Annotated in this window: 16 protein-coding genes; 8 read left to right on the top strand and 8 right to left on the bottom strand. The window is 67.9% G+C overall.

What is annotated here, in order from left to right; genetic code table 11:
- Positions 1–346: 346 nt before the first annotated feature.
- The 3 genes from ABLE94_RS20920 (at position 347) to ABLE94_RS20910 (ending at position 8485) form a co-directional block, all read left to right on the top strand.
- Positions 347–5839, top strand: a complete 5493-nt coding sequence (locus ABLE94_RS20920) for an ATP-binding protein (RefSeq protein ID WP_348809737.1) — start codon at positions 347–349, stop codon at positions 5837–5839.
- A 220-nt stretch (positions 5840–6059) separates the two neighbouring features.
- On the top strand, positions 6060–7415 hold the full coding sequence (locus ABLE94_RS20915; protein ID WP_348809736.1) for a hydroxysqualene dehydroxylase: 1356 nt from the start codon (positions 6060–6062) through the stop codon (positions 7413–7415).
- Complete coding sequence (locus ABLE94_RS20910; RefSeq protein WP_348809735.1) at positions 7412–8485, top strand: phosphotransferase family protein; 1074 nt, start codon at positions 7412–7414, stop codon at positions 8483–8485. The genes ABLE94_RS20915 and ABLE94_RS20910 overlap by 4 nt, the downstream gene beginning before the upstream one ends.
- A gap of 138 nt (positions 8486–8623) precedes the next feature.
- Here ABLE94_RS20910 and ABLE94_RS20905 read toward each other — a convergent pair whose 3' ends face one another.
- A complete protein-coding gene (locus ABLE94_RS20905; RefSeq protein ID WP_348809734.1) occupies positions 8624–9916 on the bottom strand; it encodes an ammonium transporter in 1293 nt (430 codons plus the stop codon).
- A gap of 140 nt (positions 9917–10056) precedes the next feature.
- Positions 10057–10857, bottom strand: a complete 801-nt coding sequence (locus ABLE94_RS20900; RefSeq protein WP_348809733.1) for a crotonase/enoyl-CoA hydratase family protein — start codon at positions 10855–10857, stop codon at positions 10057–10059.
- A 134-nt stretch (positions 10858–10991) separates the two neighbouring features.
- Here ABLE94_RS20900 and ABLE94_RS20895 point away from each other — a divergent pair, with 134 nt between their 5' ends.
- From ABLE94_RS20895 to ABLE94_RS20880, 4 genes are read left to right on the top strand one after another with little or no spacing between them, the layout of a single operon-like run.
- On the top strand, positions 10992–11417 hold the full coding sequence (locus tag ABLE94_RS20895; RefSeq protein ID WP_348809732.1) for a DUF2255 family protein: 426 nt from the start codon (positions 10992–10994) through the stop codon (positions 11415–11417).
- A 2-nt stretch (positions 11418–11419) separates the two neighbouring features.
- Entirely contained in the window at positions 11420–12946 is a 1527-nt protein-coding gene (locus ABLE94_RS20890) for an esterase/lipase family protein (RefSeq protein ID WP_348809731.1), read from the top strand.
- 49 nt (positions 12947–12995) lie between these two features.
- A complete protein-coding gene (locus tag ABLE94_RS20885) occupies positions 12996–13400 on the top strand; it encodes a hotdog family protein (protein WP_348806874.1) in 405 nt (134 codons plus the stop codon).
- A complete protein-coding gene (locus tag ABLE94_RS20880) occupies positions 13397–13828 on the top strand; it encodes a MaoC family dehydratase (protein ID WP_348806875.1) in 432 nt (143 codons plus the stop codon). The genes ABLE94_RS20885 and ABLE94_RS20880 overlap by 4 nt, the downstream gene beginning before the upstream one ends.
- Positions 13829–13832: 4 nt before the next feature.
- Here the strand turns inward: ABLE94_RS20880 and ABLE94_RS20875 are convergent, their stop codons facing one another.
- A complete protein-coding gene (locus ABLE94_RS20875; RefSeq protein WP_348809730.1) occupies positions 13833–15455 on the bottom strand; it encodes a long-chain fatty acid--CoA ligase in 1623 nt (540 codons plus the stop codon).
- 146 nt (positions 15456–15601) lie between these two features.
- Here ABLE94_RS20875 and ABLE94_RS20870 point away from each other — a divergent pair, with 146 nt between their 5' ends.
- Positions 15602–16588 carry a DUF8017 domain-containing protein gene (locus ABLE94_RS20870; RefSeq protein ID WP_348809729.1) on the top strand — a complete coding sequence of 329 codons (987 nt, stop codon included), beginning with the start codon at positions 15602–15604 and terminating at the stop codon, positions 16586–16588.
- A gap of 15 nt (positions 16589–16603) precedes the next feature.
- On the opposite strand, the gene ABLE94_RS20865 is transcribed toward ABLE94_RS20870, so the two are convergent.
- The 5 genes from ABLE94_RS20865 to ABLE94_RS20845 all read right to left on the bottom strand — a co-directional run bounded on the left by ABLE94_RS20865 (position 16604) and on the right by ABLE94_RS20845 (position 22980).
- Positions 16604–17710 (bottom strand): YihY/virulence factor BrkB family protein, encoded by a 1107-nt coding sequence (locus tag ABLE94_RS20865; RefSeq protein WP_348809728.1) that lies wholly within the window; start codon positions 17708–17710, stop codon positions 16604–16606.
- A gap of 261 nt (positions 17711–17971) precedes the next feature.
- Complete coding sequence (locus ABLE94_RS20860; RefSeq protein ID WP_348809727.1) at positions 17972–20191, bottom strand: 6-phosphofructokinase; 2220 nt, start codon at positions 20189–20191, stop codon at positions 17972–17974.
- A gap of 456 nt (positions 20192–20647) precedes the next feature.
- Positions 20648–21874 (bottom strand): NAD(P)/FAD-dependent oxidoreductase, encoded by a 1227-nt coding sequence (locus tag ABLE94_RS20855; RefSeq protein WP_348806880.1) that lies wholly within the window; start codon positions 21872–21874, stop codon positions 20648–20650.
- Between the two features lie 24 nt (positions 21875–21898).
- Positions 21899–22546 (bottom strand): dihydrofolate reductase family protein, encoded by a 648-nt coding sequence (locus ABLE94_RS20850; RefSeq protein ID WP_348806881.1) that lies wholly within the window; start codon positions 22544–22546, stop codon positions 21899–21901.
- A 29-nt stretch (positions 22547–22575) separates the two neighbouring features.
- Positions 22576–22980, bottom strand: coding sequence for a VOC family protein (locus tag ABLE94_RS20845; protein WP_348806882.1), 405 nt, complete (start codon positions 22978–22980; stop codon positions 22576–22578).
- Between the last annotated feature and the right edge of the window lie 18 nt (positions 22981–22998).

Raw genomic sequence — 22998 nt, 5'->3', positions numbered from 1 at the left:
CCATCGATGGTGACAACGGCCATTGCTCGGAATATCCGGGGGCGCCGACACCCTCACCCACGACAGTGGCGAAGACCACATCGCCGACGCCGCCGGGTTCACATGTCCTGGTGCCGCCCGGATTCGCCGGTCATCGCCGCCCTCGAACACGACATCGCAGGTCGGCGTGTCCGCACCGTACTCGCGCGTACGGTAACGATCCGCAACAATCGACCGCGGGTTCGCCACCGGCGTCCCACTCCGCCGAACCGAGACACTCGACGCAGCGACGGTGCTACCGTCCGCCCCGAGTGCTGTGCGACCACCACGGTCCATCGGCCTGACGACGAAGAGAAGGGAGTCGGTGATGTTCGCTCGCATTGCCATCGTGAACCGAGGCGAAGCCGCCATGCGACTCATCCACGCCGTCCGCGGCCTGTCCGCCGAAACCGGACAGCCCATCGAGGTGGTCGCCCTGCACACCGATGTCGACAGCAACGCGACCTTCGTGCGCGAAGCCGACATCACCTACGACCTGGGCCCGGCGGCCGCACGCCCCTACCTGAACATGGACCTCCTCGAACGAGCTCTCCTCGAGACCGGCGCCGACGCGGCGTGGGTCGGCTGGGGCTTCGTCGCCGAGGACCCGGTCTTCGCCGAGCTCTGCGACCGCATCGGCGTGACCTTCGTCGGGCCGTCGGCCGAGGCGATGCGCAAACTGGGCGACAAGATCGGCGCCAAGCTCATCGCCGAAGAGGTCGGCGTCCCCGTCGCCCCGTGGAGCCGTGGTGGCGTCGACACCATCGACGAAGCCGTCGCGGCGGCCAAGGACATCGGATACCCGCTGATGCTCAAGGCGACCGCCGGCGGTGGCGGTCGAGGCATCCGCAAGGTCTCCGACGACGCCGAACTCCGCGACGCCTACGAGCGCACCCGCGACGAGGCCGCCCGCGCCTTCGGCAGCGGCGTGGTCTTCCTCGAGCGTCTGGTGACCGGCGCCCGCCACGTCGAGGTCCAGGTGATCGCCGACGGGCAGGGCACCGCATGGGCACTCGGCGTCCGCGACTGCTCGGTGCAGCGACGCAACCAGAAGATCATCGAGGAATCCGCCTCGCCGGTTCTCGCACCCGAGCAGGTCCTCGAGCTCAAGACCTCCGCCGAACGGCTGGCCGTGGCCGTCGGCTACCGCGGCGCGGCCACCGTCGAATTCCTCTATCATCCGGGCGAGCAGCTATTCGCCTTCCTGGAGGTCAACACCCGCCTGCAGGTGGAGCACCCGATCACCGAGGTCACCACCGGCTTCGACCTGGTGCGCGCACAGTTGCGGGTCGCCTCCGGTGAACGACTCGAGGGTGAACCGCCGGCCGAACGCGGACACGCCATCGAGGCCCGGCTCAACGCCGAGGATCCCGACCGTGACTTCGCCCCCGCCCCCGGCCGGATCGCGCGTCTGGACCTGCCCGCCGGTCCCGGCATCCGCGTCGACACCGGCGTCAGCGAGGGCGACACCATCCCCGCCGACTTCGACTCGATGATCGCCAAGATCATCGCCTACGGCCGCGACCGCGACGAGGCACTGGGTCGCCTGCGCCGCGCGATGGCCCAGACCCGCGTCATCATCGAGGGCGGCGCGACCAACAAGAGTTTCGTTCTCGAACTGCTCAACCAGCCCGAGGTGATCGACGGCAGCGCCGACACCGGCTGGATCGACCGGGTCCGCACCGAGGGCCGCCTCATAGCGTCGCGTCATTCCGCGGTCGCCCTCGCCGCCGCGGCCATCGACGCCTACGAGGAAGAGGAATCCCTCGAACGTCAGCGGCTGCTGTCCACCGCATCCGGCGGTCGGCCGCAGGTCCAGCACGACAGCGGCCGCCCGTTGGACCTGAAGCTGCGCGGCGTCGGTTACCGCGTCCGCGTGGCGCGCATCGGTGCCCATCGCTTCCGGGTCGGCATCGAGGCCGGCACAGAGTCGCGCACCGCCGACGTCGATCTCGAACGCTTCGACGCGCACGCCGCGCAGATCGTCCTCAACGGGGTCCGCTACCGCCTCGTCACCGACACCCACGGACCGATCCACCTCGTCGACGTCGACGGCGTGACCCACCGCGTCAGCCGCGACGAGGGTGGCGTGGTCCGATCGCCCGCACCCGCACTCGTCGTCGCCACCCCGCTGGAGGTCGGCGCCGAGGTGGAGGCCGGAGCCCCCGTCCTGGTGCTGGAGAGCATGAAGATGGAGACCGTGCTGCGGGCACCGATGCGGTCGCGGCTCAAGGAATGCCTGGTGTCGGTCGGTACGCAGGTGGAGACCGGTGTGCCGCTGCTGCGCCTGGAACCGCTCACCGACGACGAGGAAGAGGATTCGGTCGAGGCGGCCGAGGCCGCCGTCGACATCGAGTTGCCCGAAGGCCCCGCCGACCTGTCGGCGGAGGTACGCACCGCTCGTGGGCTCGAGGACCTGCGCAGCCTGCTGCTGGGCTACGACGTCGACCCGCACGACCGCACCCGCCTGCTCGACGATTACCGCTCGGCCCGGCGCGAGGCGATCGAGGACGCACGACGACCCATCGCCGACGAACTCGAGCTGATCACCGTGTTCTCCGATCTGGCCCGCCTGAGCCAGAACCGCCCGTCGGGTGAGGGGATCGGCGACGAACGCGTGCACAGCGCGCGGGAGAGCTTCCACACCTACCTGCAGAGCCTCGACGCCGAACGCGACGGGCTGCCCGAGGCCTTCCACGCCGCGCTGCGTCGCGCACTGGTGCACTACGGCATCGACGATCTGGAACGCACGCCGGAACTCGAGGCCGCGGTGTTCCGCATCTTCCTCGCCCTGCAGCGTCCCTCGGATTCGGTCACCGTCATCACCGCGCTGCTGCGGCAGTGGCTGAGCGAACCCGCGCCCCGCGACGAGCTCAGCGACACCGTCGGCGCGGCTCTCGACCGGCTGGTCGCCGCATCCAAGGTGCGCTTCCCGGCGATCGCCGACCTCGCCCGCGGAGTCGTCTACGCCTGGTACGGCCAGCCGCTGCTGCTGCGCAGCCGCGCGCGGGTGAACAACACCGTCCGCGATCAGCTGCGATACCTCGACACCAACCCCGACGCCGCCGATCGCGCCGAGCGGATCGCCGAGATGGTCGGCAGCACCGAACCCCTGGTTCGCCTGCTGGGTCAGCAGATGACCCGCGGCAAGGACGACAACTCCGTCCTGCTCGAGGTGCTCACCCGCCGGTACTACGGCAACAAGGGCCTGACCAACATTCGGGTCCAGCAGACCGGCGCGGCCGGCTTCGTGGTCGCCGAACGCGCCGGCTCGAGCCTGATCTCGACCGCCGTCGGATTCGACGAATTGGTCGGCGCGCTGGCCGGTTTGGCGGACATCGCCCGCGACAGCGTCTCCGTCGACGCCGACATCTACCTGCGGTGGGAACAACGACCCGACGACTTCGACGCCATGGCGAGCGCCCTCGAGGAGGTCATCGCCGGCAGCGGGTTGCCACCCCAGGTCCACCGCGTCACGACCACGGTCGCCGGCATCGACGGTGCCCGCATGCACCATCACTTCACCTTCCGCCCCTCGGCCACCGGCATGTCCGAGGAGCGCCTGATCCGCGGCCTGCATCCCTACATCGCCCAGCGCATGCAGATGGAGCGGTGGCGCAAGTTCGATCTCACCCGTGTCGCATCGGCCGACGACGAGGAGATCTACCTGTATCGCGCTGTCGCCAAGGACAATCCGTCCGACGAGCGGCTCGTCGCCTTCGCGCAGGTGCGCGACCTCACCGAGTTGCGCGACGACGAGGGCCACCTGCTCACGCTGCCGTCGGCCGAGGCCACCCTCGCCTCGTGTGTGGACTCGTTGCGACGGGCCCTGCGCGGCGCAGGCAGGAGCGCGGACACCAACCGCATCATCATGTACATCTGGCCGCCCATCGAGGCCGGCGACGACACCTTCCGGGTGATCGCCGACTACATCCGGGCGACCACCGTCGGCGTGGGACTCGAGGAGGTCCTGCTGATCGGGCGTCGTCGCGACGAGCAGACCGGCGAACTGTCCAAGGTCGCGGTGCGTCTGTCGGTCAACGCCACCGGCGGATTCGACGTCGTGGTGGGCGAACCCACCGACGAGCCGATCGCACCGGTCGACGCCTACCGTCAGAAGGTGCTGCGGGCCGCCAAGCGCAACACGGTGTACCCGTACGAACTGGCCGCGATGCTCGGCGACTTCGCCGAGTACGATCTCGACGCCGAGCAGACCCTGGTGCCGGTCGACCGGCCCGCGGGCCGCAACACCGCCGCGATGGTCGCCGGTGTCATCACCACCACGAGCGAGAAGTACCCCGAGGGGATCACCCGCGTCATCCTTCTCGGTGACCCAACCAAATCCCTTGGCGCACTGTCGGAACCGGAGTGCGCGCGAGTCATCGCGGCGCTCGATCTGGCCGAGCGGATGCAGGTCCCGCTGGAGTGGTTCGCCCTCTCGTCGGGTGCCCGGATCTCGATGGAGTCCGGCACCGAGAACATGGACTGGGTGGCCCGGGCGCTCAAGCGCGTCGTCGAGTTCACCCAGGACGGCGGCGAGATCAACATCGTCGTCGCCGGCATCAACGTCGGCGCCCAGCCGTACTGGAACGCCGAGGCGACCATGCTGATGCACACCAAGGGCATCCTGGTGATGACGCCGGATTCGGCGATGGTGCTCACCGGCAAGCAGTCACTGGACTTCTCCGGTGGCGTCTCGGCCGAGGACAACTTCGGCATCGGCGGTTACGACCGTGTGATGGGTCCCAACGGGCAGGCCCAGTACTGGGTACCCAACCTGACCGCGGCACGCGACCTGTTGATGTCGCATTACGACCACACCTACGTGGTTCCGGGGGAAGCCACACCGCGTCGGGCCATCACCGGCGACCCGATCGATCGCGACGTGTCGGATTATCCGCATGTCCTGGCCGGCAGCGACTTCACCACGGTCGGTCAGATCTTCTCCCCGCTGACCAACCCGGATCGCAAGAAGCCGTTCGACATTCGTACCGTGATGCGGGCCCTCGCCGATCAGGACCATGCGGTCCTCGAACGCTGGGCCGGCATGGCCGACGCCGAGACCGCCGTCGTGTGCGACGTGCACCTCGGCGGAATCCCGGTGTGCCTCTTGGGTATCGAGTCCCGCGAGGTGCAGCGTCGCGGATACACACCCACCGACGGACCCGACACCTACACCGCGGGCACCTTGTTCCCGCAGTCGTCGAAGAAGGCGGCCCGCGCGATCAACGTGGCCAGCGGCAACCGTCCGCTGGTGGTCCTGGCGAACCTGTCCGGATTCGACGGCTCGCCCGAGTCGCTGCGCAAACTGCAGTTGGAGTACGGGGCCGAGATCGGTCGCGCGATCGTGAACTTCAAGGGCCCCATCGTGTTCTGCGTGATCTCGCGCTATCACGGCGGCGCGTTCGTGGTGTTCTCCAAGGCCCTCAACCCGAACATGACGGTCCTGGCGATCGAGGGGTCGTTCGCCTCGGTGCTCGGCGGAGCTCCCGCCGCCGCGGTGGTCTTCGCCGGCGAGGTGGCCAAGCGCACCGCGTCCGATCCGCGGGTCCGTGATCTCGAGGCCCGCGTGGCCGAGGCATCCGGCACCGACCGGACCAACCTCGGGGCGGAACTCACCGACATCCGGCAGTCGGTACGGGCGGAGAAGATCAGCGAACTCGCCGCGGAGTTCGACTCGGTGCACAGCATCCAGCGCGCCGTCGAGGTCGGCTCGGTGGACGCGGTGATCAAGGCCGCCGAACTGCGGCCGCAGATCATCGGCGCCATCAACGGCAGCACCGCCTGGTCGAACCAGAACACCCAGGTGGGCGTCTCGTAACGCATCGCCCCACCGGACCGCCCCGCACCGATCGGCACGATCGCTGCGGGGCGGTCCCGTCTGTACCCGCATTGACAGCACCCGCCCCAACGTTGACAGCGCTCACCACTCCGTTGACAGCGCCCGCCCCGTCGTTGACAGCGCTCACCACTCCGTTGACAGCGCCCGACATCACCTCCAAAACGCGCAAAGACACAGATCTACGATCTAGTCTCAACCCATGCACTGTGTGATTGTGGGCGGGGGACTGGCCGGACTGGCCTCGGCGGTCTGGCTGACCGAGGCCGGACATCGGGTGACGCTGCTCGAGCGTCGCGGATCGTTGGGTGGGCGCACCATCGCGATGCCGGTGGCCGCGGTCGACGATGTACCCGACAACGGACAGCACGTGTTCGCCAGCGGCTACGAGCATCTGATGCGCTACCTCGACAGCGTCGGCACCCGGCAGTATGTGGAGTTCCCCGGCCAGATGACCATTCGGATGCCGGGTGGTGCGACGCGGCGTTCGGCCTTCGCCGGCATCGCCGGGGCACGGGCCGCGCTCGGCGACCTGCCCGGGGTGACCGGCCTCGACCGCCTCCGCACGATGCGAGCCCAGACCACACTGATCCGTCACGTCCTGCGCCAACCCGACTGGCTCGACGACATCACCGCCGACGAGTGGTTTCGGCGCATCGGCATGCCCCAGTCGGCGCGCGACGCCCTGTGGGATGGCATCGTCATCGGCCTGACCGGTGACAAACCCGAGATCTCCTCGGCCAAGGTCCCCGCCGATCTGCTGGTGACCGGAATCCGACAGGCACGCAAGACCCGCACCCCGATCTCCATCGGGTATCCGACCGTGGACCTCGACACCCTGTTCATCGACGGTGCGCAGAAAGTGTTCGCCGACAACGGCGTCGAGGTCCGCCACCGCGCGGTGGCCGCGTCGATCGATGTCGCCGACGGGGCGGTCGCCGGGGTGACACTGACCGACGGGGAACACATCGCGGCCGACGCCGTCATCTGCGCCGTCCCCGTGTGGAACATTCGCGGGCTGCTCGACAAGGTTCCCGGGCATGAGCAGATCTATGCCGCGGCAGAGCAGCTCACACCGGTACCGATCGTCAGCGTCAACCTCTACCTCGACCGGCCGATCGGCATGACGGATTGGGGCGAGATCCTGCTGGGCGGCGAAGGTGTCCTCGAACAGGTGTGGGACCGACAACGCATGCACGGCCGGAATCCGCAACGCGCACACCTGTATTCGACGACGGTGTCGGCGGCCTACGATCTCACGACGAAGTCCAATGCGGCGATCACCGACATCCAGATGCAGATGTTGCGTCGGTACTTCCCGGAGGCGACGGACGCGCAGGTGATCCACAGTCACGTCGTGCGCATGCCGAAATCCACCTTCGCACAACGGCCCGGGACCGCCGGGATCCGGCCGGATCAGCGCACCGCGGTGCGGGGACTGGCACTGGCGGGGGACTGGACTCGCACCGATTGGACCACCACCATGGAAGGTGCGTGCCAGAGTGCGGCGCGTGCGGTCGAGGTGATCCTGCAGAGCAGCAAGGGAGATCGAGGATGAGTCATCAGGTCGCGGGTGCACGCGATGTCCGGTCCGAGGACGCCTTCGACACCGTCCGGGTCGCGGAATGGTTGCGTACCCACGCATCCGACCCGACGGGTCTCGACCACACACCGGAGGTCAAGCAATTCTCCGGCGGCGCATCGAATCTCACGTTTCTACTGACCTACCCCGACCGTGAACTGATCCTGCGTCACGGACCCCGCGGCACCAAGGCCCGCGGCGCCCACGACATGAGCCGCGAATACCGCATCCAGTCGAAACTGGCTGCGGTGCTGCCCTACATCGCACCGATGGTCGCCTTCTGCGACGACGAGGAGATCCTCGGCGCCGACTTCTACGTGATGGGCAAGATCGACGGCGTCATCCCGGGAAAGGAATGGCCGGCCGACGTCCCCCTGTCCGCCGAGCAGGCCTGGGCGTTGTGCCTGAACTTCATCGACGTTCTGGTCGAACTGCATTCGGTCGACCCCGAACGCGCCGGACTCGCCGATCTCGGCAAGGGCGCCGGGTATGTGCGCCGACAGGTGGAGGGATGGTCGACGCGGTTCCGCAACGCGCGCACCGACGACGTCCCGGACTACGAGGCGGCCATGGCGTGGCTGGCCGACAACCAACCCGATGACGTCGCCAACTGCGTCATCCACAACGACTACAAGCTCGACAACGTGGTGCTCGCCGACGACGACGTGACCCGGGTGATCGGCATCCTCGACTGGGAGATGGCCACTCTCGGTGATCCGCTGATGGATGTCGCCGGTTCGATGGCGTACTGGGTCCAGGCCGACGACGACGATCAGATGCAGATGATGCGGCGGGTTCCGACGCATCTGCCGGGTATGATCACCCGCGCCGAGTTCGTCGACATCTATTGCGAACGAATGGGTTTCGCGATGTCACCGGAGCGGTGGCGCTGGTATGAGGCGTTCGGGTACTTCCGCCAGGCCGTGATCGCGCAGCAGATCTACTACCGCTACTACCACGGGCAGACCACCAACGCGGCCTTCAAACTGTTGGGGCACGCGGTCGGTATGGTCGAGCAACGCATCACGGCCGTGACGGGATCCTGATCGCACTCACCTCGTCGGACGACATCGCGTCGCCGCGGCGGAGGCTCATTCACCTCAACCGGTCTACTCTTCCGCTGCCGCGCAATAGAAGCCACCCCAGTAAAAGCCACCCAGGAGAAGTAACCCAGAAGAAGACGCTCAGCGGCCCGACGTGAAGAAGTCGTAGGCCGATTCGGCGTGCTGCGCATCGTCGATTCCGTCCACCTCGTGCTGACGGTCCGCGCGCAGTCCGATGGTGTACTTGAGCGCCAGCCCGATCACCCCGGTCACCACGACGGCATACGCGAACACCGCGACCACCGCCACCGCCTGCCGCCACAGTTGATCCACCCCGCCGCCGTAGAACAGGCCGTCCACGCCGGCCGGCGCGGTCGACGACGCCACCAGTCCGATCATCAGCATGCCGACGACTCCGCTGACGAAGTGCACGCCGACGACGTCGAGCGAATCATCGTAGCGCCAGCGGAATTTCAGTTCGATCGCGTACGAGCTGACCGCCCCGGCCACCGCTCCCACGGCCAGCGCGCCGATCGGCGTGACCGCCGAACAGGAGGGGGTGATCGCCACGAGACCGGCGACGACGCCGGACGCGGCACCGAACGACGTCGGCCGGCCGTGCCGAACCTGTTCGACGACCAGCCATGACACCATCGATGCCGCGCCCGCGCCGAGGGTGTTGACGGCGACGATCGCTGCCGCACCGTTGGCCGCGAGGACCGAACCGGCGTTGAAGCCGAACCATCCGAACCACAACAGTCCGGCGCCCAGCATGACGAACGGCAGATTGTGAGGTCGCATCGGATCTTTCGGCCACCCCCGCCGACGGCCGAGGAGTAAGGCGAGGACGAGCGCGGAGGCGCCCGAGTTGATCTCGACCGCGGTTCCGCCGGCGAAGTCGATCGCCTTGAGGTGCGACACGATCCAGCCGCCGTGTTCCTCGGTGAGGCCGGGTGCACTGAACACCCAGTGGGCAATCGGGATGTAGACCAGCACCGACCACACCGCGGCGAAGAGCAACCACGCGACGAACCGCATACGGTCGGCGACCGCACCCGCGATCAGGGCGACGGTCACCATCGCGAAACCGGCCTGGAAGGCGACGAACAGGATCGCGGGAATCGTTCCGACGAGCGGTATCTCGCTGTCGGCGTTGGTGCCGAAGGTGTGTTCCAGGCCGGGGAAGGACGCGAAGCTGCCGATCAGTCCGCCGTGGTCGGTACCGAACGCCAACGAGTACCCGACGACCACCCAGATGATCCACACGATGGGGATGGCCGACAGGCACATCATCATCATGTTGAGCACACTCTTGGATCGCACCATGCCGCCGTAGAACAGCGCGAGGGCCGGTGTCATCAGCAGGACGAGCGCAAACGCCACCAGCATCCAGGCGGTGTCCGCACCATCGGGGATTCCGTATGTCGGGAACATCGACACCCTTCGTCGTAGGAGAGTGTCGGAAGTCTAACGGCTTGCCGCGACCGCAGCCGAGGCGAACTTCCCTGCCGCACACGCGAACCCGACGAATCGGGCATATCGCCCACGAGACACTCTCCGCCCGGCCGGGATGCTCAATCGGGATCGACGAACCGGGCTGGGCGACGGGCCATCCCGGCGGCCACCGCCTCGAGCTGATTCGGTGAGCCCATCAGCCCGACCTGCAGCTCGCTTTCGAGCAGGAGGGCCGCGGCCGGGTCGTTGCCGGTCCAGGTGCGTTCGTACAACTGCTTCGCGGCGCGGACGGCGTGGGGTGATTTCGCCGCGATCTCGTGGGCGAGGGTCAGCGCCGCGTCGAGGGGATCGTCGGACACCCCGGTGACCAACCCCAGTCGGTGCGCCTCGGTACCGGACAGGATGCGGCCGGTGAAGGTCAACTCCTTGGCCACGTCCAGCGGAACGAGGCGGGGAAGGGTCGCGGTGATGCCCATGTCCGGCACGAGTCCCCACTTGATCTCCATGATCGACAACCGGGCGTCGGGCGCCGCGTAGCGGATGTCGGCGCCGAGCGCGATCTGCAGTCCACCGCCGAAACAGTTCCCGGTGATCGCCGCGATGACCGGCGCCGGCACCCGCGCCCAGTCCACCGCGACCCGTTGCGGCCGGTTGGCCACCTGTCCGTCCTCACGATCCAGCAGCGAGCTCCCCAGGCCTGCACCGCCCAGGGCGGAGACGTCGAGGCCGGAGCAGAAGCTCTTGCCGTCGCCGTGGATCACCACGGCACGAACGGCGTTGTCGGAGGCCATCGTTGCCGCGGCATCGACGAGAGCGTCGAACATGGCGTCGTCGAGGGCGTTGTGCTTCTCGGCCCGATTGAGGGTGAGAACGGCGACTCCCGCCTCGTCGACGGTCGTCAGGATTCGCGATTTGTCCATCGGGTATGCCTCTCGGGTTGATTTCTCAGAACTATCACGGATGAGTCGGCGCGTCACCGATCTACCATGTCCGCACAGACCACCGCACGGTCGGCGGTGCGATGCGGTGTCGTGAACGACGAAAGGTCATGGTCATGGACTCCTCCGGAGCATGGGACACCGCCGCACTACGACAGATCGCTGCCGCACACGAGCTCCGGATCTCGACACCCCGCGCGGACGGCACCATGCGCACCGACGTCCCCATCTGGGTGGTCGAGGTCGACGGCTCGGTGTTCGTGCGGACGTGGCATCGGCGCGACACCGGCTGGTTCGGGGCCGCCGTGCGGACCGGCACGGCCCTGCTCCGCATCGCCGACTGGGAGCGGGAGGTGGCCGTCGCCGATGTGGGCGCCGCCGATGCCGGGACACGGACCGCCGTCGATGCGGCCTACCGGAGCAAGTACGGGGTGTCCGACGATCCCACGGTCAGCGGAATGGTCACCGATGACGCTGCGGCGTCGACGCTCCGGTTGTCACCGCCGCCATCAGCTGACCCCGCCCACCACGGAGGGCAGTGACCATGCCCGAGGACGAACCGGTTTTCCACCTGCCGCCGGACCTGGTCCTGCTCGGCCCGCTCGCCCGATTCGGGCCGGGCGATGATCCCGAGACCGTCGCCGGTCCCGGTGCACCATCGGCGACATCCTTCGCCCGGCTCGGTGGTTGGCAGTCGATGTATCACGCACGCATCGGCCCGTCCGCGACCACCGCGGTGGCCGAGCCCGCGGTGGCCCGCGGGCGACCCTCGACCCCGGCCGCGCGCGAACCCGCCGCCGGACCCCACGTCGACGTCACCGTCGGTGAAGGGCAGAGTGCGGCCGTGCTGATCGACGACGGTGGCGTTCTGCGCTGGATCACCCCGTCCAACGGCGACGGCGCCTCACGCACCCTGACCTTCGAGCTACCGGCCCCACGTGCACGCACCGCATCGGCAGGATCGGCCACCACGGTGGGGCGCGCATCGGAAGTGCTGTCGTGCTCCGTCTTCCGGTTCCCGCTGAGCTCGGCGATCGGCGGTGTCGTGACGATCGCCGAGTCGTTGTTCACCAGAACCCGCCTGGTGCACGTCAACTCGGCACACGATCCCGATTGGCCGACACTGGGGAAGGTACCGCCACCACCAGACGGTCAACCGACCCGAATCCTGCTGCTGGTCCACGGAATCTTCGTGACGACGCGGTTCACCTTCCGCTCGCTCACCGAATTCGACGCGGGCACAGCCTTTCTGAATGACTGCATGTCCCGCTACCACCTGGTGCTCGGCTTCGATCACCGCACTCTCAGCGTGGACCCGAAGGTCAATGCCGTCGAATTGCTGGCCGCCCTCAAGGGACTCGGGTACGAGGACATCGTCCTGGACGTGATCGCCCACAGCCGCGGGTCGTTGGTGACCCGGAGCCTGTTGGAGAGCGTGGCGACACCTGCGGACCGCGTCCGGGTTCGCACGCTCATCATGGTCGGCGGCCCGAATGCCGGTACGCCACTGGGCAATCCCGACTGGTGGCGGCTGCTCATCGATCTGTTCACCAACCTCGTCGCCGGCCACGGTTTCAGCGTGGGCCCCAGCACCGCAACCGGCCACCCACCGGCGGACGACGCACCCGACGGATGTCGTCCGATCGCCGAGATGATCAAGGCCGTCGTCAGTGCCGGTAACTCAGGCCCCGCCATCCCGGGCCTTGCGGCGATGGCCCCCGACAGCCCCTACCTCGCCGAGCTGAACGGCCCGTCCGCGTCGACCGGCGCCACGCTGTTCTCCGTCACCACGGATTTCGAACCATTCCAAGCGGATCCACCGTTCTCGGGGCCCGAACTCGCGTTCTGGACCGCCCTCGACACCCTCGCCGACGCCGCCTTCACGAGCCGCGACGTCGGAGAGACCAACGACCTCGCTGTCGGTGTGCGATCGATGAGCATGGTGGACAACACCCCGCTGCCGGAGACCTTCCATCTGCCGCCGATCACCGGCATCAACCACCTCACCTACTTCGCCGACGCCGACGTCGTCGCGCGACTGCGTTCGTGGTTGGAACGCGACACCCACTGAGTCGGCACATCCCACCCACATCGCCGATGCCGTGGCGATACCATGGGCCATGCCGTATACCCTCGCCGAGGGCATGGTGTTCACCACACCGGAACCCCTCGGCGTCACCGACACCCTGCTGGCCGACTTCGCCGAGGTTGTCGGCCACGGCACGGCACCGTCGGGGATGCCGGTCATCCATCAGATCATGGCGATCCTCGCGCGAGAGGCGATAGTGGCGGGCGCGGTCCCGGCCGACGGCCTCGTCCTCACCGCGGAATCGCTTCGGGTACACCGTCCACCACGCTCCGGCGACGTTCTCGGCGGGCGCCTGACCATCGAGTCGGTGCGGCGGCGGGCCGGCGCCGTCTCGACCCGGGTGCGCGGCGAGATCCTTGCCGCCACCGCGGAGACGATCGCGGAATCGTTGGCCACCTTGACCTTCCGTGACGACGACGATGGGGCCGGCCGATGACGGGGGACACCACGACGCCCGAACCCTCCGACGCGGAGCCGCTGTGGGAGGCGATCGAGCCCATCACCCGGGACCGGGTGGCCCGCTACGCGGAGGTCTCCGGCGATGGCAACGCGATCCACCTGTCCGACGACGCGGCCCGTGCGGCGGGGCTACCCGCACCCATCGCACACGGCTACCTCATCCTGGCCATCGTGATGCGTCACGCGGAGCGGTGGGCTGCCGACCACGGCGCCCGGATCACCGGATGCGACACGCGCTTTGTCCGACCGGTGTATCTCGGAGATGCCCCGGTGGAGCTGCACCTCACCGGCCACCGGAAGAGTCCCGGGCTCATCGCCGCGTCCGCCACGGTGGCCGATACGGACGGACGGGCGCAGGCGATCCTGCGTCCGATCAGGATCGCCTACGAGCCGTCCGGCCGTTGATCGGTCACAAGTGCGTGACCGAGAGCCCGCCGTCGTGGAACTGCGACCGCAGACGCTTCTTGTCGAACTTGCCGACGCTGGTCTTGGGCACCTCGTTGACGATGGTCCACTGCTCCGGCAGCTGCCACTTGGCGACCTTGTCGGACAAGAACTCCCGCAACGAGTCGGGGGTGGCGTCGGAACCCTCGCGCAGCACCACGGCCACCAGGGGCCGCTCATCCCACTTGGGATCGGGCACGCCGATGACGGCCGCCTCGATGACGTCGGGATGTCCCATGACCGCGTTCTCCAGATCCACCGACGAGATCCACTCACCGCCGGACTTGATGATGTCCTTGGTGCGGTCGGTGAGGGTGAGGTAGCCGTCGGGCGTGATGGTGCCGACGTCGCCGGTGCGCAGCCAGCCGTCCTGGAACTTCTCCGGCGCATCCACGCCGTAGTAGGAGCCGGTGATCCACGGTCCACGCACCTCGAGTTCGCCGATGCTCTTGCCGTCGCTGGGTACCGGCTCACCGAGGTCGTCGACGAGACGTGCCTGCACCGAGGCGGGGAACCGTCCCTGGGTGTAGCGGTAGGCCCACCGCTCCTTGCCGGTCGCACCGGCCGGCGGCCGGGCCACCGATCCGAGCGGTGAGGTCTCGGTCATACCCCAGGCGTGCAGCACCTGAACGTCGTGATCCTCCTCGAAGGTGTGCATCAGCGACGGCGGCACCGCCGAACCGCCGATGAGGACGTCGTGCATGCACGAGATGTCCTGCGGATGCTGCTCCAGGTACTGGTGCAGGCCCTGCCAGATCGTCGGAACGGCAGCGGCGAACGTCGGCTGCTCCGCGGCGATCAGCGCGGCGAGCGGCTCGGGCTGCAGGAAACGATCCGGCATGATCAGCGAAGCGCCGATCATGAACGCCGCGTACGGCAACCCCCACGACATCGCATGGAACTGGGGGACCACCGCGAGTGCGCGGTCACCCTGCTTGAGGGCCGGACCGTCGGTCATGCACACCTGCATGGAGTGCAGGTAGATCGAACGATGGGAGTACGCAACACCTTTCGGGTCACCCGTGGTCCCCGAGGTGTAGCACATCGCGGCCGCCGAACGTTCGTCGACCTCGGGCCAGTCGAAGTCGGTCGGCTGGTCGGCGATCAACGCCTCGTACGAGTGGACCTGCACTCCCTCGGGAGCGTCGACGCCGTCCGTGGAATCACCGGTGACGATGACGTGCTTGACGGTGGTCAGTTGCGGCAGTTGCGGATTGAGCAGCGGTAGCAGCGTCGGGTCGACGATGACGATGTGATCCTCGGCGTGATTGGCGACGTGCACCAGTTGTTCGGGGAACAGCCGGATGTTGAGCGTGTGCAGTACCGCCCCCATCGCCGGAACGGCCAGATAGGCCTCGAGGTGTTCGGCGTTGTTCCACATGAAGGTGGCGACCCGCTCGTCACCGTTGACCCCGAGACCCCGCAGCGCGTGTGCCAGCGCAGCGCATCGGCGACCGACATCGGCGTAACTGCGTCGACGCGCCCCCTCGCCGGTCCAGGTGACGACCTCGGCCGTGCCATGCACGCTGCTTCCGTGCCGGAGCAACTGGGCAATGGACAATGGGACGTCTTGCATGGTGCTCAACATCTGATCACTCCTCGATCCTCGATCCGCTCAACCGCATTCTCGCAAACGGCCAATCACAGCGTCCCATCCGCCCCCCGCCGACGCGGCCGAATCCTCCGAAACGGACAGCGGGCGGTCGGGCTCGCCCGCAGCCCCGTGGTGATAGCGTGACGCTTCCATCAACGGCGACCTCGGGGGAATCGATGAGCAATCCGACACCGGGCGAGCAGCCGGGCGGAGGGCATCCGGAATGGACCCCGACCCCGCTCGGCCACTCGACCTCGCCCGAGCCCGATTGGCAGCCACCGGGATACGGTGCCGGATCGCCACCGCAGTTCGCCTGGCCGGAGGCCGCCGGTCCCGGGTCGTCGGGCGGCGGTCCGCCCGGCGGCAGCGGCAGGGCACTGGCCATCATCATCGGCGTCATCGTTCTGGTTGTCACGGCGATCGTCGGGGTGGGCGTGGTGGCCGCCCATCTGTTCACCGGTGAGGGCGGGGAAGCCGCACCGGCCCCGTCCTCGTCACACACCACCTCGGTCGCGCTGAGTACACCGCCGCCGCCGACGTGCCCGGGAGCGGTCACCACGGCGGCGACACCGTCGGGATGGCAGCCCGTGGCCGGCAAACGTGGCCTGTCCTACGACGTTCCGGGCAACTGGCAGGTGCTGGGCTGCGGCACCCTCGTCGGCTGGGAAAAGCGCTGCGACGACGGGCCGTTCGGTTATTGCGCCATCAGGACGATGGGTGGCGCCGCCGAGTTGGAGGTTTCGCGGTGCCCCAACAATTCCGCGGGCCTGTCGGGGACGCCCGCCGCCTCTGGCACCGACGACATCACCACCGCGGTGTCCGACGAGGCCGCACTCGTCGCCGACATCTACACCTCCGACTCCGGGGTGGTACCGACCGTGACGTTGAGCGGGCCGCGCCCACTCACCGTCTCGGGCGCACCCGCGGTTCAGATCGTTGCGACGGTCACCGGGATCGAGACCTCGGCGTGCGTGGGTCCGAGCGCGATCCACAGCATTGTGGCCACCACGGTCCCCGGCCAGTCCGGCACCGTGCTCTTCGTCATCTCACTTCCGCAGGGTGGACCCGATGCCGCCGATCCGTCCCTGATCGACACGATGGTGGGCACGCTCCGTCGCAGCTCGTGATCGACCGTCGGTCCCTCAGGTCGTCCCGGGCAGTCGTGGTGGACGCCCCTGTTCGTGTCGTCCGGCATGGCCGGCCGCATCGGGTTCGGCCCCGTCCCGCGCAGCCCCAACCGGCGCATCGGAGCCCTGCCCATCTGAGCCCTGCCCATCGGAACCCGAAGACTCGGCCGGGTTGTCGAATGTCACGTCGATCGCCTGAAAACCCTTGCTGCGCTGGGCTCGAGCCTGCGCCGAGTAGGCTGCCTCGTCACCGGGCATCAGGATGACGTTGTCGGTGAACGGGGTCAGCAAGGATCGCGGATACAGTTTGTCGACCCACACCGTGTTGAGTTCCAGACAGATCACCACCATCACCGCGGTGATGTAGAGAAATGCGAGCAGACCCAGGACGACGGCGAAGACGCCGTTGATGGCACTGGCCCGGGCGATCACCCGCTGTACGTACACCGCGCCGAAGGTCTGCATCAGTTGCCATCCGAGTGCGGCGATGAGGGCTCCGGGCAGAACGTCGCGGACACTCACGTGCCGGGCGGTACCGAACCGGAACCCCACGACAAAGACCGCGGCGTAGAGGATCACCGGACCGATGACCGCCAGGAAAAGACCGCTCCCACCGAGGTCGAGAGTTGCGGTCACGCCGTTGAGCACGGTCAGGCCGATGACCGCGAGTCCGACCGTCGACAGCAGCATCGCACCTCGGATCCGCACTCGGATCGGATCGGGCCGATCGTTGCGTGGCACCGCCCAGATGACATTCATCGCATTCTGGATCGCCACCGACACCCCGAGCGCACCGTAGACGGCGCTCACCACACCGATGATCACCGCGGTGGCACTGCCACCGAGGTGCCCGGTGTCGCCGAGTTGATCACCGACCACCGGAATCTGCGACAGCGCCGAGTCGACGATGCGCGCCTGAAGTTCCGGATCGTCTTCGAGGACGAAGCCGAGGATGGAGGTGAAGACCAGCAGAAGTGGGAACAGCGAGATGAAGCCGTAGTAGGTGATCAGCGCGGCCAGGTACCCACCCTGATCGTCGAAGAACTTGTAGGCGACGCCCAGTGGGAACCCACTCCATGGGTGTCGACGCTGAAAACCGTCGACACGATCTGCCATCGACATCGACGCCACCTTCTCCTCGAACCGGGGTGGCCCCGGTGGCCGCGGCCCCTGCCATCCACGTGCGTGCTGGTCAACGCACTGCGGATTCTACGTGGCCACGGTCGGCCGTCGGCGGTGCCGCTCGACCTCGGGTGCGTTCGAACAACTCCACGCTTGGCCACCAACCCCCCGCAGATCAGCAGCAGGGCGACAACCCCGACGGAGGCGGTCTCCACCCCGCTGGTCGGCAACTCGATCGCATCAGGTTGTGGATCTACCGCCTCACCGCCGCATGATCCGCGCCAGGTTCTTGCTCTCCATCCAGCGTTGCTCGATGGGCCGCATCGCGTCGGTCTCGATGAGCGCGGGGTAGGAGGTCAGATCGGTGAACTGGAGCCTGCCGGACTGGAATCCGATCATGGCGCTCGCCCGGCCCCCTGACTCGAGTTGTTCGGAGAGGAACTCGACGCATCGCGCGGTCAGGCTGGTGGCGTGGATGCGGTCGAACGGCGACGGATCCCCACCCTCCTGAACATGGCCCAGCACCGCCTGGCGGGCATCGAACAGTTCACCGCCCTCCTTCTCGAAGAGTGAGGTGATGAACCAGGTGTTGTACACCGAGTCGGCACCTTCGCTGCGGATGATCAGACCGAATCGTCGTCCGGACCGGAAGCCCTCGGCCATCGAATGGATGTCGGCGGTCAGGTCGTCGATGGTGATCCCGTCCTCGGGCATGTAGATCCGCTCGGCACCCGACGCGATTCCCGACAGCAACGCCAGATAACCGCTGTCGCGGCCCATCACCTCGACGACGGCCACCCGGCGGGTGGCGACCGCGGACTGACGGATCTTGTCGACGTCGGAGACGATGCTGTTCAGCGCGGTGTCACTGCCGATGCTGAGTTCGGTTCCGGGGACGTCGTTGTTGATCGTCATCGGCAGGCAGACGATCGGGATGTCCAGCGCCGAGAACTCCTGTCGATGACGGTGCAGTTCGTAGGCGGATTGGTAGCCCGCCCAGCCGCCGGCCACCAGCAGACCGTCGATGCGATGGGCGGCGATCTGCTCGGCGATCTGCCCGATCGCCTCGCCTTCGGGCACATAGCGATTGGTGCCGAGTTCGGCGCCACCGTCGGACACCCAGCCACTGACGTCCATCCAGCCCATCTCCTGGACCTGACCACGCCGCAGACCGCGGAAGCCGTTGCGCACCGCGAGGACGCTGTACCCGCGGTCCAGACCGAGCCGGACCGCCGCACGCACGGCGGTGTTCATTCCGGGTGCCGGTCCGCCACCGTGGACGATGGCGAGGCGGAAGCGTCGGCGGCCCGCCTGGGTGGGTCGCGCGGCGGCCTGCTGCATCGTCTGCAGGATGCGATGGGATTGGCGAAAACTGCCGCCGCGCAACAACATCGCACCGTCGTAGTCGTTTGACTTGATCCGGTCGGCGACCGCGCGTGTCTGTTCCACGCATTCCATCAGCGGGGAGGTGACCACACGGTTGCCGCGAAGACCGACCAGTTGCGCGGGGGCGTGCGGTTCATCGGCGAGGAGTCGCTCAACGGCGGCGTATCCCAGCCGCGTCGCGAGATAGCGGTCGAAGGCGCTCGGCGCACCGCCACGCTGCACGTGGCCCAGCGTGGTGATGCGGGTGTCCTCGCCGAGTTCGTCCTCGAGGAGTTTCCTGATCTGTTCGGCGGTGATCGGGTTGCCGTCGCGGTCCTGGGCTCCCTCGGCGACGACGACGACCGACTGGCGTCGGCCGATCTGCCGACCGGTCCGGATGTCGCGGCACATCCGGTCGGCCCACCCGTCGGCCGGCGGCTGCTCGGGGATCAGCACCCAGTTGGCAGCGGTGGCCAGGGAGGCCATCAGCGCGAGGTACCCGCAGTTGCGCCCCATCACCTCGACGACGAACGAGCGCTGGTGACTCGAGGCCGTGCTGCGCAGGGCGTCCATCGCCTCGACGATGCGGTGCAGTGCCGTGTCGGCGCCGATGGTCATGTCGGTGCCGGACATGTCGTTGTCGATGGAGCCGACCAGGCCCACCAGACGCAGGAAGGGATGCGCGCCGGCGACGTCGGCGGAGATCTCACCGGAGGTGACGAGCTCATCGAGCAGCTCCGCCCATTCCGCCCGAAACATGTTGGCACCGGTGAGACTTCCGTCGCCGCCGATGACCACCAACGCGTCGATGCCGCGCTGGAGCATGTTGTGGGCGGCCGCGCGGCGCCCCTCACGGGTGCGGAACTCCTGCGAGCGCGCGGTACCGATCTCGGTGCCACCCTTGGCCAGGATGCCGTCGGTGTCGGCGTTCTCCATCCGCCGGATGAACTCGCCACCGTGGACCAGACCCTGGTATCCCTCGTGAACGGCATAGGCGTCGATGCCGTGATGCAGCGCGGTCCGGATCACGGCCCGGACCGCCGGGTTCATCCCGGAGGCGTCGCCGCCACTGGTGAGGACGCCGATGCTCGTCGGCGCGGAGCAGAGCTCAGACATGTCGCGAACCCGCCGTCGGCCGGCCCTCGCGTGAGTCGCTGATCGTCAGTGAGTCTCTGATTGTCATGGGCACCCCGTGTCCTCGCGTTCTGACGGCTCTGTGATTGCGGGTCTTCGGCTATGAGCATTGCCGTCCGGCATCCACCCCGCAACCGATTCGCGCCGGTCTGTCGCGCAGGGCGGCCTACGCCGCCGTCGGCGGGAGCGGATTCTGCAGCGTCACTGGCTCACTCGTTCGTCGCCCGGACTTTCGGACGCACGCAGGGTCGCCCGCGTGTCGCCGGCGCGTGGTTCGTCGGCGCACGATTCGCCCGTGGCGCCGCACATCACCCGCACGGGCCTGCGCAGCGGGGCCGGACGAACGCCACGACCGACCACAACAGGATCACCGCCCGAATTCCCACGCCGAGGTTGACCCCGAGGGGCGGCATGCGCCCTGTCCGATGCCCTATCGGATCAGGCGGTCAGGTCCCGCATCTTGACCGACGGATCCGCCAGCGCGTCGGGGTCGACGTGCGCGCCTCTGCGGATGAGCTTCTTACCCCCGTTGAAATCGGCGGGGGCGTTGACGGCCTCCACCGCGACGACGTTGCCCGCCGGTTGGATGTGGAAGAACGAGACCGCGTTCTTGCCCGGCGTCGCGCGGGTGATCACCCGGACATCTGGTGTCGTCAGTCCGGCGATCTTGAGTTTGAGATCGAACTGATCCGACCAGAACCACGGCACCTCATGCTCCTCGGGATCCTGACCGAGGATCGCCGCCACCGCGTGCCGGGCGTGTTCGGTTGCGGCAGGGATGGATTCGAGGCGCCGCAGACCGTGATGCCCGGCGACCGGGCGCCGCGCCAGGTCGCCGATGGCGAAGATGTCGGGGTTGCTGGTCCGTCCGTATTCGTCGGTGATCACTCCGTCGTCGTACTCCAGACCCGCCGTTCGGGGCAGTACCTCGTCGGGGGCGGCACCGATTCCGACCAGCAGCGTGCGGCACTCGACGACGCTGCCGTCGTCCAGGTTGACCCCGGTCACCTCGGAGCCCTCGATCCGCAGGTCCGACACCGAGCGCCCGGTGATGATCGTCGTTCCCCGCTCACGGTGGTAGTCGGTGAGCATCGCCGAAAGTTCGCGGCTGGCGACGCGGGCGAGGATGCGCTCCTCCCGTTCGATGACCGTCACGTGCAGGCCGCGGCTGCGGGCGACAGCTGCGACCTCCATGCCCACGTAGCCGCCGCCGACGATCGCGAGTTCGCCGCCACGGGCGAGCGACCGGTTGAGCGTGTCCGCGTCATCGAGGGTCCGCAACGTCATCACCGAGGTGGTTCCCTCCGGTGTGCCCGGCAGTGCGCGCGGGTGCGATCCGGTCGCCAGGACCAGCGTGTCGTACCCGATCTCGGTGCCGTCGGCGAGGATCACCGTCTTGCCGGCCGCACGGATCTGAACGGCTCGTGACCGGGTGCGGATGTCGATCCGGTTGTCGGTGTAGAACTCGGCCGGCCGCAGCAACTGCTGCACCGACGGCGCGTCGAACTTCTTCGACAGCGGCGGCCGGTGATAGGGGAGGTGCGCTTCATCGCCGATCATGGTGATCGACCCGGTGAAGCCGGACTGACGCAGCAGCGCGGCCAGTCCGGCACCGCCGTGTCCCGCGCCGATGATGACGACCCGCTGATCGGTGTTGATGGTCATGGTCCCACGGTAGAACGTGGTGTCTTACCGGGTGAACGAGAGGTGGATGGTGCCGCTCTCGGCCACCTCGGTCGTCACCGTGTGGGTCACGTCGAGCGCGGGCAGCTCATCCCACAGCCGGGTTCCGCGGCCCAGCACGATTGGGGCGACCATCAGATGGAGCTCGTCGACGAGGCCGGCCCGCAGGAACTCCCGGATGGTCTCCACGCCTCCGCCGACGCGGACGTCGGCACCGTCGGCGGCTGCCGACGCCTCGGCCAGTACGTCGTCGATGGCGCCACTGCGGAAGTGGAATGTGGTGCCGCCGGTCATCGGGATCGATGCCCGGGGCGCACTGTGGGTGAGCACGTAGACCGGGGTGCCGAACGGCGGTTCGTCACCCCACCAGCCCTGCCAGGCCGGATCGTCGGGAAACGTATGGAGCCCGAACATCGCCGCACCCATGATCTCGGCACCGATCCCCTCGAAATGCGCTGCAGCGTACGCATCGTCGACGCCGGTTGTGCCGGCGCCGCCGGTGTCGCCGAAGACCCGCTCGTGGAATGTGCGCGTCGCCGAGTACGCCGCGGTCAGCCGCCCCCAGTCCGCACCCATCGGATCGTCCGGGGAGAGGCCGGCGGTGGCGGTGCGGCCGTCGAGCGAGGTGAACATGTCGACGCGGACACGCGTCATGGTGGCGTCCTTTCTCTCGCTACGAGGTATCACTCTGACTGTGTCGCAGCCGAATCCATCCACATGATCTGCCACGAGTGACCATCGAGATCACTGTAGCTGCGCCCGTACATGAAGCCGTGATCCTCGGTGTCGCCGGGCGTGGCCCCCGCGGCGATGGCCGCGTCGACCAACTCGTCGACAGACGTACGACTGTCGGCGTCAAGGCAGACAACGCACTCCTTTGTCACGGTCGCATCGGCCGTGTGGACGGGGTGAAACGTGTCGAAGAAGTCCCGCTGCAGCAGCATTGCCACCATGTTGTCCCCGAGGACGACAGAGATCGCCCTGCCGTCGGAGAAGTTCTCGTTGAAGGAGTATCCGAGTTCACCGAAGAAGGCACGCGAGCGCGCCACGTCGGCCACCGGAAGATTGACGAAGATGGTGGTGTGCACGATTCACTCCTGAGGTCT

The sequence above is a fragment of the Gordonia sp. VNK1 genome (assembly GCF_040049135.1).
Lineage (GTDB): Bacteria > Actinomycetota > Actinomycetes > Mycobacteriales > Mycobacteriaceae > Gordonia > Gordonia oleivorans.
This window is presented reverse-complemented; position numbering and strand designations above follow the sequence as displayed.

Excerpts from the sequence above, each read along its gene's own strand:
- ABLE94_RS20875 (WP_348809730.1), bottom strand. The coding sequence starts at position 15,455 with ATGTTGAGCACCATGCAAGACGTCCCATTGTCCATTGCCCAGTTGCTC.
- ABLE94_RS20860 (WP_348809727.1), bottom strand. The coding sequence starts at position 20,191 with ATGTCTGAGCTCTGCTCCGCGCCGACGAGCATCGGCGTCCTCACCAGT.
- ABLE94_RS20900 (WP_348809733.1), bottom strand. The coding sequence starts at position 10,857 with ATGGACAAATCGCGAATCCTGACGACCGTCGACGAGGCGGGAGTCGCC.
- ABLE94_RS20920 (WP_348809737.1), top strand. The coding sequence starts at position 347 with ATGTTCGCTCGCATTGCCATCGTGAACCGAGGCGAAGCCGCCATGCGA.
- ABLE94_RS20895 (WP_348809732.1), top strand. The coding sequence starts at position 10,992 with ATGGACTCCTCCGGAGCATGGGACACCGCCGCACTACGACAGATCGCT.
- ABLE94_RS20910 (WP_348809735.1), top strand. The coding sequence starts at position 7,412 with ATGAGTCATCAGGTCGCGGGTGCACGCGATGTCCGGTCCGAGGACGCC.
- ABLE94_RS20905 (WP_348809734.1), bottom strand. The coding sequence starts at position 9,916 with ATGTTCCCGACATACGGAATCCCCGATGGTGCGGACACCGCCTGGATG.
- ABLE94_RS20915 (WP_348809736.1), top strand. The coding sequence starts at position 6,060 with ATGCACTGTGTGATTGTGGGCGGGGGACTGGCCGGACTGGCCTCGGCG.
- ABLE94_RS20850 (WP_348806881.1), bottom strand. The coding sequence starts at position 22,546 with ATGACGCGTGTCCGCGTCGACATGTTCACCTCGCTCGACGGCCGCACC.
- ABLE94_RS20880 (WP_348806875.1), top strand. The coding sequence starts at position 13,397 with ATGACGGGGGACACCACGACGCCCGAACCCTCCGACGCGGAGCCGCTG.
- ABLE94_RS20855 (WP_348806880.1), bottom strand. The coding sequence starts at position 21,874 with ATGACCATCAACACCGATCAGCGGGTCGTCATCATCGGCGCGGGACAC.
- ABLE94_RS20865 (WP_348809728.1), bottom strand. The coding sequence starts at position 17,710 with ATGTCGATGGCAGATCGTGTCGACGGTTTTCAGCGTCGACACCCATGG.
- ABLE94_RS20890 (WP_348809731.1), top strand. The coding sequence starts at position 11,420 with ATGCCCGAGGACGAACCGGTTTTCCACCTGCCGCCGGACCTGGTCCTG.
- ABLE94_RS20885 (WP_348806874.1), top strand. The coding sequence starts at position 12,996 with ATGCCGTATACCCTCGCCGAGGGCATGGTGTTCACCACACCGGAACCC.